Source organism: Bacillus sp. K7 (genome assembly GCF_053903245.1).
In genome coordinates this window covers 1125827-1139884 of sequence record NZ_CP096406.1, presented here as the reverse complement: position 1 = coordinate 1139884, position 14058 = coordinate 1125827, and the positions used below count along the sequence as shown (strand labels likewise).

Here is a 14058-nt window from a genome sequence, read left to right as displayed (position 1 = left end):
CTTTTTAAGTCGGATTTTTGCAAGAAGTATCGTTTCTCTCCCTTTTTATTATAAGGAAATGGAGGTACACTTTAAAACGTTGATTTTATTTACGAAAGGGGTTAGACACAATGAAACAAGCTGTCTTCAAATCAACTGCTTTGAAAAAACCCGCTGACAAATCGTTTTCCTTATTTACGCTTACTTGGCCGATCTTTATTGAGGTCTCATTATATATGTTTATGGGTAATGCCGATACACTGATGCTCAGCCAATACTCAGACAACAGCGTAGCAGCAGTCGGCGTCAGCAACCAGATTTTGAATTTAATTATCGTGATGTTCAGCTTTATCGCAACAGGAACGACTGTGATCATTTCACAATTTTTAGGGTCACGGCAAAAGAAAGAAGCCATGGAAGTCGCTTATGTGTCAATCGGCGCCAACTTCTTCATCAGCCTTGCCATCAGCGCCCTCGTCTTTTTCGCGGCGGTCCCTCTCCTTCATATGATGGGATTATCAAACGAACTGATGCCTGATGCGAAAGTCTTCTTGCAAGTTGTCGGAGGTCTGTCCTTTATTCAAGCTTTAATCATGACATTCAGCGCGATCTTAAAAAGCTATGGTTATACAAAAGATACGATGTTTGTCACAATCGGCATGAACCTTTTCAATATTGCCGGAAACTTTATTGTGATTTTCGGCCTGTTTGGCTTTCCTGTTCTCGGCGTTACCGGTGTGGCCATATCCACATCTATCGCCCGCGTCATCGGATTAATCGCGATGATTGTCATTGTCAACAAACGCATTCAGCTTAAGATGTCATTGAAAAAAGTCTTTCATATGCATAAAGAGCATTTGCGCAAGCTGCTGAAAATCGGCATCCCTTCTGCGGGAGAACAGCTTTCATACAACCTGTCGCAAATGATTGTCACTTATTTTATCGCCATCATGGGCGCGCAGGCTTTAACAACAAAAGTGTACACGCAAAATATTACGATGTTTATTTTGCTGTTCGGCACCGCAATCAGCCAGGGCACGCAAATTTTAATCGGCCGCTATATCGGCGGCAAACAGTTTGACGCCGCTTATGAGCGCTGCATGAAGAGCTTATATTGGGCGCTCGGAATTGCCGCGGCAACATCAGTTTTAATGACGATCTTTTCAAAAAACCTGATCGGCATCTTTACACAAAGCCCTGATATTATCGCGACTGCGAGCCTTTTGATTGCGATGACGATTATTCTTGAACCGGGCCGTTCATTTAACGTCGTCATAATCAACTCCTTGCGGGCGGCTGGCGATGCGAAATTCCCTGTCTACATGGCAATGATTTCGATGTGGGGCATCGGGCTCCCTCTTGCTTATCTATTCGGCATCCACCTCGGTTTCGGTCTTGCCGGCATTTGGATTTCCTTTATCGCGGACGAATGGGTCCGGGGAATCTTAATGTATAGAAGATGGCGCTCACGCATCTGGATTCAAAAAGGTATGGCATAACACCCGGCACAAACAAGGCCGGGTGTTTTTTTATATGTCAGACAGAATCCCCTTCGCTTCGTTCTCCGTGACCTCGTATTGCTGGCGAAAGACATCGTGCTGCGCCGACCGGATTTTTTCTAAAACAACACGGTGCAAATGAAGAGCGGCTTTCACCGTTTTTTGAGAATACTGCGGACATAGCGGCAAGGCATCCTGACACTCCTCAAGGTAGGCTTCCGCTTCAAAAGCGATATACTCCCATGTCATTGTGAACGGCTTATTGACGGTTCCCTTCTGTAGATCATCCTCTGTATAGCCGAATTGCTGCATCACCTGCCGGGGGATGCGGTTTTTTTGCTGTTGGCTCGTGCCGAGATCACGTAAGGTTCGAATCAGCTGTATAGCCAAGCCGAGAGAGACGGCTGCTTGTTTGAGCTGATCTTGGTTTCGGCGTGTCAGTATCGGCAGCAGCATCAATCCAGCCGCACCGCCCGTCTGATATGCGTGCATGAGCAGTTCATCAAGGCTTTCGAACGGTTTATCTTCCGCTTTCTGTGCGGCAAAGAACTCACGAAATGGCTCGCTGTCCAATGTAAAGGTCTGGTACGCATGGCTAAAAGCCTTCCACAAAAAATGTTTCCCGTTATATGTCCCGGAAAAAACCTGTTCCGCCTCAGCTTCAATGGCAGATAACGCGTTCTCATCCGCATTGGCCGCCGTATGGCAAAACGACAGTACCGCCCAAGCAGCTTGTCTTTGCTTCAGCGGGAGAAATGAGAATGCTTTGAAACAGGCTGGCGCGCAATCGCTGACGATCTGCCCGCACTGCTGATAGGCTTCTTTTATCTCTTTCATTTCTTTTCACTCCTATGTATCACTGCTTCTTCCAGTCTATTATGTTTTTTCCCAATTGTATATGAAGAAAAAGCCGATTCAAACTCTTTGTAAAAGGTAAGTGAGTATGTTTTTATGATGACAGCTACACTTGTCTTTCATGTCACAGGCAGGTTACTTCAATAAAAAGAGGAATGTAAGGGGAAAAGGATAATTGTTATTTGATGTATTCTATTAGTGGAGTGATGTGAATGATAAAATTTTTTGAGTATAACTGGCAGGTAAGGGATCAATGGTTTACTTGGTGTCATCAACTAACCACTGAAGAGTTGCTGAAAAATCGTCTTGGTGGAGTAGGAAGTATTTTATATACCCTTTTTCATATTATTGACGTGGAATATAGTTGGATTCGTGCTATCCAAGGGAAAGAAGATATCGTTGTTCAGTTCGCTGATTATCATACACTAGATCAGGTTAAATCCCTTTCAAATCGTTTCCGGACTGACATTATTGACTTTTTAGATACAAAAGCAGATGAAATAAAACATGAACTTGTAAGCGTTCCTTGGGATAAAGAGGAATTATATACGAGAGATGATATATTGCACCATATCATAGCTCACGAAATTCACCATATCGGCCAACTTTCTGTATGGGCCCGGGAATTAAAATTAAGCCCCATATCAGCTCATTTCATCGGGAGAAAATTGAACTATTGAAGTAACGGAGGGCTTTCGTGCAACAAGCCATGCTTCAATATAAAAAAGGATAAGTAGAGCCTATTTTCTGCCCACCTATCCTTTTTTTAGTTTATAAGTCTGACATTCCATTGGGAACCTTGTTAAATATCTTTATCCCTCATCAATATCAATGCGATACGCTTCAAACCATGTATGGATTTGAGCTAGATGGGCGATCAGCTGAGGCCCCTTCATAAGCTGCCCGAACCACGGAACCTTGAAAGAGGAGCCTTCCGTTTCTAAAAGCTGATCCAATTGTTTTCTGTTCAGCAGCGTATGGAGCACGGAGTCTTTTTGGTTTCTGATCGTTTTCAGCCATTCACTGACGCCTTTTGTATATTCCGGGTGGTGTGTTTTCGGATACGGGCTTTTTTTGCGATACAGAATGTCATCTGGCAAAATGCCCTCGAGCGCTTTGCGCAAAATGCCTTTTTCCCGGTTGTCATGCATTTTCATTTCCCATGGGATATTCCACACATATTCTACGAGCCGGTGATCAGCGAACGGCACCCGCACTTCAAGGCTCGCTCCCATGCTCATTCGGTCCTTCCGATCCAAAAGGTTCGTCATAAACCAAAGCATATTTAAATAGAAAAGCTGTCTTCTTGCTTTGTCCACACCCGTTTCTCCGTCTAATAGTGGTGTTTCCGCCAAGGTTTCTTCGTATTTGGCATTTACGTATTCTTTGAGATTCAATTTTTTCTGCCATGATTCAGAAAGCAGCTTATTCCGTTCCTCTGTCGATCTCATCCATGGAAAGCCCGACTCCACGTCTGCCGTATGGAACCACGGATAACCTCCGAAAATCTCATCCGCGCACTCTCCCGACAGGCTGACGACAAAGTCCTTTTTGATTTCCCGGCAAAACCACAATAGGGATGAGTCGACATCAGCCATTCCCGGCAAGTCTTTGACCAGCACGGCTTCCTCCAAATGATCGACGAGATTCTTTTGGCTGATAACGCATTTGTGGTGCGTTGTGCCAAAGGCCTCTGTCATTTTTTCGATCCAAGGCCCATCATCATTCGGCTGAAAAGCGCTTGCTTGAAAAAATTTATCGTTCTCTTCGTAATCAATCGAATAAGTATGAAGCGGCGCATTTCCTTCCTTTTCAAAATGGCCTGCCGCAACCGCCGTAATGGCGCTTGAGTCCAGTCCGCCTGATAGGAACGTACAAACCGGCACATCCGATACAAGCTGCCGCGTCACCGCGTCCTGAAACAACGATCTGACATTGGCAACCGTGTCATCAAAACGATCCGTATGGTGTTGGCTTTCAACATTCCAATAACGCCAAATATTCAGTCCGTCTTTGGAAAACGTCAGCGCGTGAGCCGGACGGACTTCTTTTATGCCTTTAAATACACCAGTGCCCGGTGTTCTGGACGGTCCGAGCCCGAAAATTTCAGAAAGCCCTGTTCTGTCCACTCGCGCTTTGATCTCAGGGTGCGCGAGGATCGCTTTGATCTCTGACCCAAAGAGAAAAGAAGATCCTTGCTCCGTATAAAAAAACGGCTTCACGCCGAGACGGTCTCTCGCGGCAAACATTTGATCGCGCTTTTCATCCCACACAGCAAAAGCGAATATGCCATTGAGATGGTCTACACAGTCTTCCTGCCATTCAATGTAGCTGTGCAACAGCACCTCGGTATCTGATGTCCGCTCGAACTGATGGCCCCGCGCCCGCAATTCTTTGCGCAGATCCTCCGTGTTATACAGCTCGCCATTGTAAATAATGGTGTACGTATTCCCTTGAAAGGCGCATGCCATCGGCTGGCGCCCGCCTTCAATATCCACGACCGCCAGCCTTTTATGTCCGAATAAAACATGGTGCTCTCCCCAAACGTTAGAATCATCAGGCCCCCGTTTGGAAAGAGTGTCTGTCATTCTATTCATCGTTTGTTTTTCCTGGACGAGCTGCTTTTTAAAATCGACCCAACCCGTAATTCCACACATGTGATATCAGCTCCAATCCCGTTTCTTTCATAACAAATTCGTTTCTTTCAGCACCTTAGTAAGTTTATGCATCTATAGGCAGATAGTTGATTTGTCCATAAAAGAGTTGTATGGGACAGACTTGAATTGGAAAGAAAAGAGAGGAAAGAAGAAAAAGGAGACAACATTGATGAAACGGAAACAATTATTATATAAAGAAGAACGAAAATGGGAATACGGCACCATTTTTATTGAAGACGGCATCTGTTTAATCGAAAACGGAGAAGGCGAGATCCTTCTCGCGGACAGTCTCCATCACAGCCCCATCTGGATTCATCATAAAGGAAAGTGGGAGCAGGCCAGCTTTCAGAATCAATTGGTTCTGGCATGCGGTGAAGAAAACATCTCCCTTTCTGGCGGAGAGCGCATTCGTTATGAAAAATCAGTCAAGCGGCCGCTCATCGCGCTTTTGGATTCGCTTGATGACGAAACCTTTCTCGCATTTTTACAGCACTTGCACAGTTTTGGCTTATCGGTATTCGATTGTGTGTTCTCTTATAATAAAGGCGTCTTTTCGAATACTTCGGAGGAGCAGGGTGTTTCTTTTTATCATTTTTCAAACGACACCGCCCAATGCGCGATGCAGCATCACTACAGCCATGACGGGACAGGGGACCGGTTCGAATGGACGGCTTCAAATGGAAAGCGTTCCATTATGTATTCTGCCGTCCAGCGGGGGCGCAAATAAAAAAGCGGTGCAGAGAGCACCGCTTTTAGATTACTTTTCAACAACAACTTTTACATCCTTGCTTTCTTTTTTGTCTGGGTCAGCAGCCGTGACGTACAGCACCGTTCCGGCTTTTTGTTTTTTGATTTTCACTGAAAATATTCCTTTCGCGTCAGCTGTGGCAGAAGCAATGACTTTCTTTGATTTGTTTTTCACTCTGATCATCGCTTTGCTGTTCGCCTTTCCTTTCACAGCCGTATCCTTCGCTTTCATCGCGTTTACTTTCGGTGTGCCGGAAGGTTTCCCTTTGACAACGACAACTTTATACGAGGTTTTTGCATCGCCTTTTGCCGCTTTCACATACAGCACTTGATCTTGTTTTTGAGTCGGAATATTGACCTTGAACGCACCGTCTTTTCCGGCTTTGGCGCTGCCGAGTTTTTTCTTGCCGTTCATAACCTCGATAAGCGTGCCTTCCTTCGCGCTTCCTCTGACAGCTGTTTGTGTGTTTTCAAGCTTGTTGACCTTGAGCTGTATATCAACCGCGCTGACAGCCTTCATGACATTCAGCCGCCCGTAACCTGAGTGCCAGTCTACTCCAGGCGTCTTCGGAATGTCAATCGGATCGCCATTATCGTCATACATTTCTTCTTCCTCGCCATCAACGCTTTCAAAGGAAATATCGTCCGCCGTCTTTTTCAAAATATCCTCTGCTTCTGTTCTTTTCAGCTTTGGATTTTGAGCAAACAACAAGCCCGCAGCTGCAGCAGCATATGGCGTCGCCATGGATGTCCCGCTCATGTACGTGACATTTCCGTTCGGCACTAAGCTCGGGATATCAGACCCTGGTGCGGAGATATCAAGACCCTTTCCATAGTTAGAAAAATCCGCGGTCATATCCATGCGGTTCGTCGCTCCGACTGACATCACATATTTAGAAGAAGCGGGATAAGATAAGGAATTGGCTCCGTCATTCCCGCTGGCTGCGGCAATCAAGACATTTTTGTCAGCCGCGTATTTCAAAGCAAATTCAAGCACACGGCTATAGCCTCCGCCTAAACTTAAATTAATCACCTTGGCTCCTTTGTCAGCAGCATATTTGATGCCGAGGGCAATTTGTTCAGTATCTCCGTAACCTGTGGAATCAAGCACTTTTACGGGGATGATTTTCGCTTTGGCGTTCAATCCAGTCATCGAAAAGCCATTATCGCTTTGGGCGGCGATAATTCCTGCGACGTGTGTCCCATGCCCTTGATCATCCATTGCGTCGTTATTCCGTCCGACAAAATTGCGTCCCAGATCGGTTCTTACTTTTCCTTTTAAATCGGCAAGCGAGCTGTCCACACCTGTGTCTACCACCGCAATCAAGGTATCGTTCAGCTTGCGTTTGGACAGCAGGGTGCTGGCAGGCTCGTATTTCACATCCGCGTTTTTGACACCGCCGTTTTCACCATTGTTTTTGAGCGGCCATTGATAAGGATATTGAATATCATTTGCCAGGCTTTTGTATTCCTGCACAGGCTCCGCAAACTCTACGTTAGACATTTTGGATAATGTCGCAGCAGCGCTTTTGACCCGTTTTGCGCTTGCCGTATATGTGCCGTATCGTTTCTCGTCTTTCGGAAGCTCAAATGAATACAGATTGTCAAACAGTTTCTTCGCCTTTTTCACATTGGAAATGTCTTTTTTCGATTGCGCGCTCGCAGAAAACCCCTTCATTTCATTATGTACGGATGAGAGGCTTTTATTGTTCTTCACCTTGAAAATGACCTTTGTTGTTTCAACTTCACTTTTTGCCGCCATTTTGTTTTCTATTAGAATGTTTCCAGCTGTTTTGCCTTGCAGCTGCTTCATATTGAATCGTTCCGCCTGCTTCTTCATCTTTTCTTTAAGAAAAGACGGGACTGATTGTAAAGCTTTCTCGTATAGCCGATTGATCGCTTTTTGATCCTTTTCAGTTATCTGATATGAAGAAGACGCTCCGTTTTCAGACACATCATCAAACAATGGCTTTAATGTCATAAGATCCTGATAGATTTCATTTCTCGCTGTTTTATTGAGTGCGAGCTTCGCCACGATAAACGGCGCCGCTTTGTAGTAAAGGCTAGTCAGCTCTTTGCCTTCTGCTGTTTGGCTCAGCTGCTCATCACGAATCGCTCTCAGCTTGTCCAAGATGCTTTTGCCCGATTTTTTCTGATCGACACTCATTTCCACCGGACATGCTTCTTCCTGTTCTACATCTGACGGCTGCTTATTGGTGCCTTTATACCCAATCGTATACTTGGCTTCCGCAGGGGCTTCTACCGTCCCGCCGTCCTCTGGCTCTTCTTCTCCAAGGTATTCAACTTTTACATAGTAAGGGCCGCTCCACGCGTATGGAAAAACAATGTCGTTTTTTCCATCATCTTCCGAGTAAGAACGGTACATCTCAAACGTTTCATCTTTAAGCGCTTTCTCCTTGCTAGGATATACAGATACATTCAATACTGAATCACTCTTTACGGACAGTGCCATATGTGAGTTTTTCTGAATATCCGTTTTTCCCGGGGTCACTTTGTACCATTTCACCTGTTCCGGTTCCTTCATAGTGCCTGTTTGTTCTTTGCCGTTTTCCAGAGCAGCCGCCTGATCGATCGCACCGGCTGCCGCTTTGGTTCCCGGAGAAAAAAGACTGAAGATCAGTGCAAAAATGAGCACTGCGGCTACAAACGAGCTCCATTTTCTGCGTTTCATGATATCCCTCCTGTAAAATGATGAATCTTCTTGAAGGTATCACAATTTCATAGAACGAGATACCGCCCACAGGTAATTTTAAGGTTATTTTAAATGTTTTTGGGATATTAGGAAAATAGTAACAAAAACCCAGCTCCATTCATAGAGCCGGGTTCACGTTCGCACTGTTTCTATTAAAATAAGTGAAAGCCGATTGGCAAATGCAGGCCGAGCAGCACTGTCAGCACAAGGACAATGACGAAACCGATCCAGAGGCCTCCGGTTGATTTGCCTTTTTTCTTGCGGATGAGGAGCATTTCCATCAGGCCGATGGTAATAATGCCAAGAATCATTTTCCCAGCGTATTCTCCGTTCCAGTTGGCGAATTGTATAAACAGCCAAGCTCCTGTCCAAATAATTAGGATATAGAATAGCCGCAGAATCATATGGGTGATTTTGGCGCCCTTCGCACTTCTTGACGAATACAGTGAGTAGCTGACGAAAAGCAGAATCAGCGCTACCACCCATGTTGTAATATGTAAGTGTGTCATACAGGTTCCCCCTATCAGATAATTTACCCCACCTATCGTACCATGAACTTATCCTCTGCCACAAAGATGAATCTCAGAAAAAACGGGCGGGTCCGCGTCCGCCCTTCTGTTGATTCAGCCGATATGATTTGACAGCGTTCCGATCGGATCAATCGTAATGTCGATTTTGTCACCTGGCCGCAAGAATTTTGGCGGCGTAAATCCCTTTCCGACGCCAGACGGCGTACCAGTGGCAATGATATCTCCCGCTTCAAGCGTCATCCCCTTGGAGAGGGTTTCAATTAATTCCGGAATGGAAAAGATCATATCGCTCGTAGAACCGGATTGGCGCAGCTCGCCGTTGACTCTTGTTTCAACCTTGAGACGCTCAGGCTCCTGAATCGATGATTGATGGACAAGGACAGGTCCCATCGGACATGTGGTATCCAGGCTTTTGCCGATAAAAAACTGCTTATGCCTTTTTTGCAGATCACGCGCCGTGATATCATTCACAATCGTATATCCGAAAATATGGTCATAGGCATTTTCTTTTGAAATGCGGGTGCCGCTTTTTCCGATGACAACAGCAAGTTCTCCTTCATAATCGAGCTGAGAGGTGACCTCTTCATGGCTGTTTACGGTATCACCATGCCCTGTAACCGTTACCGGCGATTTTGTAAACACCATCGGATGTTCCGGAATGTCAGCCTCGCTTCCCATTTCAATCGCGTGATCCCTGTAGTTTTTGCCGATGCAGATGATATTTTTTGATGGCTTAGGAATTGGTGCATGGAGCTTCACCTCAGATAAAGAATAGATAAATGATCCCAGCTCATCATTCGGTTTTTTTGCCCACTCGGCCAGCTGCCTTGCATGTGAAACGAATTTATCCCCTTCTGCGATACATTCAATCAGCGAGCCCGGAATCGTCTCTAATTCAAACAGTTTTTTTTCAGCCTTTTGCAAATCCATGATTTTCTCATCATCAATGATCAGGCCGACAAACATTCGGTTGTAAAGTTCCCCTGTCGCAAATTTCATGTTATTCCTCCATCGTCTTTTAAATCAGAATGCTCCTTCATGTATTCTCTGTCGAATGCTGAAATCCCTTTTTCTCACGACCGTTTCATTTCGTTTCAGGACGGGCTTTCAGTACATATCATGGGAATGTCGTTTTGAGGAGGAGGAAAAAGGTATGGAGAGCGTCCATTTATTTTTTCATCGGCAACAGCTTAAGGGTAAAGGTACTGCCAAGGGGCTTCTGGTGACAGACCGATCAGTTTCTCCCATTCTTCTCACACAGCGTGACAAAGCGGAAAAGACATCCTATGAAATCAGCTGGGAAAAGGCTCTGCTAGGTGAAAGCACACTTTTTTTGAATGCGGAACCAGATGATCCGTCCCTGATGCGGCGCAGGCTCGCTTATTGTTTTTTTGACGAGATCGGCATTCCCGCTCCCGCCGTCTCGTACATCTTCCTGACCATCAATGGCGAGCCAGAAGGCATTTATTTGAACATCAAGAACCGTCAGCTAGCCGGCAAGACAGGTTACCGAGTAAAGGCAGCCGATCCAAGGGTTCCGCTGTCCGTTTTTAAACATGAATCTTCCCCCTTTTCACATGATTTTTTTACGCTGATTCACACAGCTGAAGATGCCGAAATAGCTGAACGCATTAAAATGTATCTCGATGTCAAATCGTTTTTTTTGTGGCTGATCGGCAACGCTTGCACCAATCAAGGCTTTTATTACACATTTTGTGTAAACGACTCCGGCCGGCTCTATGTTACCCCGCTGGAGACAAGAGCACTGGCGATACCCGTCACATTTGACGAAGATCCTCTGCTGACGAAAGGACGGTCGCTTGCGTCAAAGCTGCTTTCCATCCCCGCCTTCCGGTCGCAATATCACACATTAATGAAAAATGTGCTGAACCGGTCGTTTACCATTGAACGGCTGTCTCCTATCATCAGCAAATGGCACCTTGACATTTGTCAAAGGTCTGTTGAGGATCCTTTTATAAAAAAAAGCCCCTTTCACTTCGAAAAGGAGCAGGCAAATATCCTTAGAGAAATTGAGGAGCGGCAGGACTTTTTGCAAGCACACTTAGCCAGACTATAGTCCTTCCTTATATGAAAAAAGGCCGCAGCAAAAATTGTCGCTTTTTTAGTCAAATTGACGAAAGGCAACCTTTTCAGCAAAAATAGGTTATACTAACGATATCCTCTGTTTATGAAAATAAATTCTAGAATTGGAGATAGGGCAATGAATAGTAAAATTGAAGAAATGAGAATCACACTAATTGAAACAGCACAAAAATACGGCATGAATTCAAAGGAAACGATTCAATGCAGCCAAGAGCTGGACAGTCTTCTGAATACCCGAATTAAAGAAGAAATGATTTTTGGGGGATATCCTGACAATCCCCGTATGTGAATCATTTTCTATAACGCTTGAATTCGCCGCATGCCATTCCGCTTTTTGCTCAGCACTTCTGGGATCATACCTCAGGGCGAGAATAGTCCGCCCAAAAATGAATTACCGCAGCACGACATACTCCAAAAAAAGCTTTTCTACAAGCAAAACACCAAAGAAACTAAAACAAATACACGCAGGCGGATCGCGGCACCCATCGCCGCATTTCCGCTCAGTTTGTCCATTACCCGCTTTTTTTAAAAATGAAACATAACGGCTGAAAAAATGTAAAAAGCTGATATGTCCCCTTTACATTTTCCTCACACAAATATGTGTCTGTCATAAACTATCGTGAATCGCCCAATGAAAATCAATTTTTATTTTAACTCTACCTTCATTTTTTCAATTTTACAACAAAGGATGTGCTCGTATGCCGGCCATTGTCGGAGCGTTTAAAATTAATGCGATTGGTACGAGCGGAGTCGTTCACATCGGGGACTGCATTACGATTTCTCCGCAGGCACAGGTCAGAACGTTTGCCGGTGCGGGCAGTTTTAATACCGGTGACAGCCTCAAGGTGACAAATTATAAAAACGCGACGAACGTGTATGACAGCGATGCAGTTGATCAGCCGATCGCAGGGAATGCATAAAGGAGTGTGGCCCATGAATTTCTATGTGAATCAAACGATTCAAATTAACTATCTTCGGCTCGAATCAATCAGCAACTCCTCTATTCTGCAAATCGGAAGCGCCGGATCAATCAAATCTTTGTCAAACTTGTATAATACGGGCAGTTATGTAGAACCTGCTCCAGAGGTAACCGCCTTGGGGCAGCCAGTCGAATTGCAGGAGCCTGATACAGGTGCCTTGGTTCCGCTCCAGCCTCCTGGCCGTTAATCATGTGAAAGAGGTGAAAGACCATGTATGATCAATCTGTTTCCTCTTACTTGCAAAACTTGAACTCCTTCGTTCAGCAGCAGGCACTTCATATTCAGCAGCTCGAACGCCAGCTGAAAGAGTTTCAAACTGAAATGGATACGATGAAACAACGGCCGGCTACAACCATTGAGCGTGTGGAGTATAAATTTGACCAGCTGAAAATTGAGCGCCTCGACGGCACCCTAAATATCGGCTTAAATCCGGCCGACCCGAACAGCGTCCAAAATTTTGAAGTCAGCCAAACCACACCTGAAATCGGGATGATGCAGCAGGAAGAGAGCGCCCAGCTCATGCAGCAGATCCGACAAAATGTCGATATGTTTTTAACTGAAGAAATCCCAGATGTTCTGGAACAGCTTGAAAACCAATATGACAGCAGGCTTGACGATACCAACAGGCATCATGTCATTGAAGACATCAGAAAACAAATGGACAGCCGAATTCAGTATTATATGTCCCATATCAAAAAAGAAGAACACACGCCGCCTAAACAATATGCGGAACATATCGCTGAACATGTGAAGCGGGATGTCATCCGTGCTGTAGAACATTTTCTGGAGCATATCCCATCCGAAATAAAAGGAGATGAGCAAGCATGATTTTCACAGTCGTCAACCGTAATCTGGAGGTCGGGGATATCCGAATGAACGGTGTGTCCAGCTCCTCTATATTTCACATCGGAGACACTGAAGCGATCTATCTTTCTTCTATTTTCGACACTCCGCCTGAATCTCTTATTATCGGGCCGCTTGCCCCGCTGTCGCCGGCATAATGCTTAAGCGCATATCCCGCATCAGAACGATTAAATTTAACTCTCTTGGGATCGCAAGTGTGTTTCAAGTTGGCGACACAAACGAAATCGATATGAGTATAAAAGTATTCGCTGTACAACGCTCACTGCCTATGTTTTACAATAATGAAGGCTCATTCAGCAGAAAGGATTATCCGCTCTTTCAGCAGCAGGCCGTGTTGCCGATTCCGGAAACAAGGGTGCAAAGCGCATTTTGCCACGAGGTGCCGATCATTCAGGTCCGCAACATCAAAATTCAAGGGGTCTCATCTTCCTCAGTCTTTCATGCGGGGGCCGTTTCCCTTGTCCGCGGCGATGCGAGAATCAAACATATCAGGCAGATTCAGTCACCTCGCTCACAATCGCCAGACAAGAGCATATAATAAACAGAGACTTCGATAAAGGGTGTCGTTTATGCCAGCAATTGTCGGGCCTATAGCTATCAATTCCATATCGGGCGGAGTCGTTAACTTTGGTGATTCCTTTTACCTTTCTCCGAAAAGCTCTTCAAAATCTGCGCTCGGTTCAGGAGCAGGGAACACGGGAGACTTCCTTCTATTAAATAATGCCGTCAATGCGACAAATTATATAGACCCCGATGTCAGCGATCAAGATATGGTTGGAAATGGATAAAAGCAGCCGCTCTGCAAACAGAGGGCTGCTTTTTCGTCATTTTTTCTTTTTTCGTTCATTCGATTTCTTTGTTTTGATCAGCTTCTCAGGCGGCTGTTTTCTGATCCATTTGACAAATCGGGCAAGCTGCGTATCGTTTCTCAGTTCATCTATTCCGTTTAAGCGAACGGCAAGCTCTTGATTGCTATATAAAGCATGAATTTGCTTATGGCAAGGAATACAGAGCATCGCTGTCGGCAGGAACGTTCCACCTTCCTCTTTCGGTGTGAGGTGGTGCTCTGTCAGCTGGACATCACTCCGGCCGCACAGCTCACATATCCCGACAGTCTGCTTTGCCATATCC

16 protein-coding genes and 1 pseudogene are annotated in these 14058 nt (G+C 45.3%); 11 read left to right on the top strand and 6 right to left on the bottom strand.

Annotated features, from left to right (window positions below):
* The first annotated feature begins 110 nt into the window (after positions 1-110).
* Entirely contained in the window at positions 111-1478 is a 1368-nt protein-coding gene (locus M1D98_RS05690) for an MATE family efflux transporter (protein WP_039073495.1), read from the top strand.
* A gap of 30 nt (positions 1479-1508) precedes the next feature.
* Here the strand turns inward: M1D98_RS05690 and M1D98_RS05685 are convergent.
* Positions 1509-2338, bottom strand: a pseudogene (locus tag M1D98_RS05685) (phytoene/squalene synthase family protein).
* Positions 2339-2545: 207 nt separating this feature from the next.
* On the opposite strand from M1D98_RS05685, the gene M1D98_RS05680 reads away from it, so the two are divergent.
* Positions 2546-3013: a DinB family protein gene (locus M1D98_RS05680; protein WP_456280082.1), complete on the top strand. Its 468-nt coding sequence runs from the start codon at positions 2546-2548 to the stop codon at positions 3011-3013.
* Between the two features lie 132 nt (positions 3014-3145).
* On the opposite strand, the gene asnB is transcribed toward M1D98_RS05680, so the two are convergent.
* Positions 3146-4990, bottom strand: coding sequence for an asparagine synthase (glutamine-hydrolyzing) (asnB, locus tag M1D98_RS05675; RefSeq protein WP_456280081.1), 1845 nt, complete (start codon positions 4988-4990; stop codon positions 3146-3148).
* Between the two features lie 169 nt (positions 4991-5159).
* On the opposite strand from asnB, the gene M1D98_RS05670 reads away from it, so the two are divergent.
* Positions 5160-5717 carry a DUF2777 domain-containing protein gene (locus tag M1D98_RS05670; RefSeq protein WP_121642282.1) on the top strand — a complete coding sequence of 186 codons (558 nt, stop codon included), beginning with the start codon at positions 5160-5162 and terminating at the stop codon, positions 5715-5717.
* A 30-nt stretch (positions 5718-5747) separates the two neighbouring features.
* On the opposite strand, the gene M1D98_RS05665 is transcribed toward M1D98_RS05670, so the two are convergent.
* The 3 genes from M1D98_RS05665 to M1D98_RS05655 all read right to left on the bottom strand — a co-directional run bounded on the left by M1D98_RS05665 (position 5748) and on the right by M1D98_RS05655 (position 9979).
* Positions 5748-8429 (bottom strand): S8 family serine peptidase, encoded by a 2682-nt coding sequence (locus tag M1D98_RS05665; protein ID WP_435576794.1) that lies wholly within the window; start codon positions 8427-8429, stop codon positions 5748-5750.
* Between the two features lie 173 nt (positions 8430-8602).
* Positions 8603-8959, bottom strand: coding sequence for a YisL family protein (locus M1D98_RS05660; RefSeq protein WP_010329313.1), 357 nt, complete (start codon positions 8957-8959; stop codon positions 8603-8605).
* A gap of 114 nt (positions 8960-9073) precedes the next feature.
* The gene (locus tag M1D98_RS05655) at positions 9074-9979 is read right to left on the bottom strand and encodes a fumarylacetoacetate hydrolase family protein (protein WP_121642279.1); all 906 of its coding nucleotides are present in this window, start codon (positions 9977-9979) and stop codon (positions 9074-9076) included.
* Between the two features lie 154 nt (positions 9980-10133).
* On the opposite strand from M1D98_RS05655, the gene M1D98_RS05650 reads away from it, so the two are divergent.
* From M1D98_RS05650 to M1D98_RS05615, 8 genes are all read left to right on the top strand, one after another.
* Complete coding sequence (locus M1D98_RS05650) at positions 10134-11057, top strand: CotH kinase family protein (protein WP_435576793.1); 924 nt, start codon at positions 10134-10136, stop codon at positions 11055-11057.
* Between the two features lie 144 nt (positions 11058-11201).
* Complete coding sequence (locus M1D98_RS05645) at positions 11202-11372, top strand: aspartyl-phosphate phosphatase Spo0E family protein (RefSeq protein ID WP_010329310.1); 171 nt, start codon at positions 11202-11204, stop codon at positions 11370-11372.
* 409 nt (positions 11373-11781) lie between these two features.
* The gene (locus tag M1D98_RS05640; protein WP_010329309.1) at positions 11782-12003 is read left to right on the top strand and encodes a spore germination protein; all 222 of its coding nucleotides are present in this window, start codon (positions 11782-11784) and stop codon (positions 12001-12003) included.
* Positions 12004-12016: 13 nt separating this feature from the next.
* Complete coding sequence (locus M1D98_RS05635; RefSeq protein ID WP_010329308.1) at positions 12017-12250, top strand: spore germination protein GerPB; 234 nt, start codon at positions 12017-12019, stop codon at positions 12248-12250.
* A gap of 23 nt (positions 12251-12273) precedes the next feature.
* Entirely contained in the window at positions 12274-12891 is a 618-nt protein-coding gene (gene gerPC / locus M1D98_RS05630; protein ID WP_010329307.1) for a spore germination protein GerPC, read from the top strand.
* Complete coding sequence (locus M1D98_RS05625) at positions 12888-13064, top strand: germination protein GerPD (protein WP_010329306.1); 177 nt, start codon at positions 12888-12890, stop codon at positions 13062-13064. Before gerPC ends, M1D98_RS05625 begins: the two co-directional genes overlap by 4 nt.
* Positions 13064-13465 carry a spore germination protein GerPE gene (locus M1D98_RS05620; RefSeq protein WP_435576792.1) on the top strand — a complete coding sequence of 134 codons (402 nt, stop codon included), beginning with the start codon at positions 13064-13066 and terminating at the stop codon, positions 13463-13465. The genes M1D98_RS05625 and M1D98_RS05620 overlap by 1 nt, the downstream gene beginning before the upstream one ends.
* 31 nt (positions 13466-13496) lie before the next feature.
* A complete protein-coding gene (locus M1D98_RS05615; protein ID WP_010333667.1) occupies positions 13497-13715 on the top strand; it encodes a spore germination protein in 219 nt (72 codons plus the stop codon).
* A 36-nt stretch (positions 13716-13751) separates the two neighbouring features.
* Here the strand turns inward: M1D98_RS05615 and M1D98_RS05610 are convergent, their stop codons facing one another.
* On the bottom strand, positions 13752-14054 hold the full coding sequence (locus M1D98_RS05610; protein WP_129550771.1) for an HNH endonuclease: 303 nt from the start codon (positions 14052-14054) through the stop codon (positions 13752-13754).
* Between the last annotated feature and the right edge of the window lie 4 nt (positions 14055-14058).

Excerpts from the sequence above, each read along its gene's own strand:
- M1D98_RS05690 (WP_039073495.1), top strand. The coding sequence starts at position 111 with ATGAAACAAGCTGTCTTCAAATCAACTGCTTTGAAAAAACCCGCTGAC.
- M1D98_RS05680 (WP_456280082.1), top strand. The coding sequence starts at position 2,546 with ATGATAAAATTTTTTGAGTATAACTGGCAGGTAAGGGATCAATGGTTT.
- asnB (WP_456280081.1), bottom strand. The coding sequence starts at position 4,990 with ATGTGTGGAATTACGGGTTGGGTCGATTTTAAAAAGCAGCTCGTCCAG.
- M1D98_RS05670 (WP_121642282.1), top strand. The coding sequence starts at position 5,160 with ATGAAACGGAAACAATTATTATATAAAGAAGAACGAAAATGGGAATAC.
- M1D98_RS05665 (WP_435576794.1), bottom strand. The coding sequence starts at position 8,429 with ATGAAACGCAGAAAATGGAGCTCGTTTGTAGCCGCAGTGCTCATTTTT.
- M1D98_RS05660 (WP_010329313.1), bottom strand. The coding sequence starts at position 8,959 with ATGACACACTTACATATTACAACATGGGTGGTAGCGCTGATTCTGCTT.
- M1D98_RS05655 (WP_121642279.1), bottom strand. The coding sequence starts at position 9,979 with ATGAAATTTGCGACAGGGGAACTTTACAACCGAATGTTTGTCGGCCTG.
- M1D98_RS05650 (WP_435576793.1), top strand. The coding sequence starts at position 10,134 with ATGGAGAGCGTCCATTTATTTTTTCATCGGCAACAGCTTAAGGGTAAA.
- M1D98_RS05645 (WP_010329310.1), top strand. The coding sequence starts at position 11,202 with ATGAATAGTAAAATTGAAGAAATGAGAATCACACTAATTGAAACAGCA.
- M1D98_RS05640 (WP_010329309.1), top strand. The coding sequence starts at position 11,782 with ATGCCGGCCATTGTCGGAGCGTTTAAAATTAATGCGATTGGTACGAGC.
- M1D98_RS05635 (WP_010329308.1), top strand. The coding sequence starts at position 12,017 with ATGAATTTCTATGTGAATCAAACGATTCAAATTAACTATCTTCGGCTC.
- gerPC (WP_010329307.1), top strand. The coding sequence starts at position 12,274 with ATGTATGATCAATCTGTTTCCTCTTACTTGCAAAACTTGAACTCCTTC.
- M1D98_RS05625 (WP_010329306.1), top strand. The coding sequence starts at position 12,888 with ATGATTTTCACAGTCGTCAACCGTAATCTGGAGGTCGGGGATATCCGA.
- M1D98_RS05620 (WP_435576792.1), top strand. The coding sequence starts at position 13,064 with ATGCTTAAGCGCATATCCCGCATCAGAACGATTAAATTTAACTCTCTT.
- M1D98_RS05615 (WP_010333667.1), top strand. The coding sequence starts at position 13,497 with ATGCCAGCAATTGTCGGGCCTATAGCTATCAATTCCATATCGGGCGGA.
- M1D98_RS05610 (WP_129550771.1), bottom strand. The coding sequence starts at position 14,054 with ATGGCAAAGCAGACTGTCGGGATATGTGAGCTGTGCGGCCGGAGTGAT.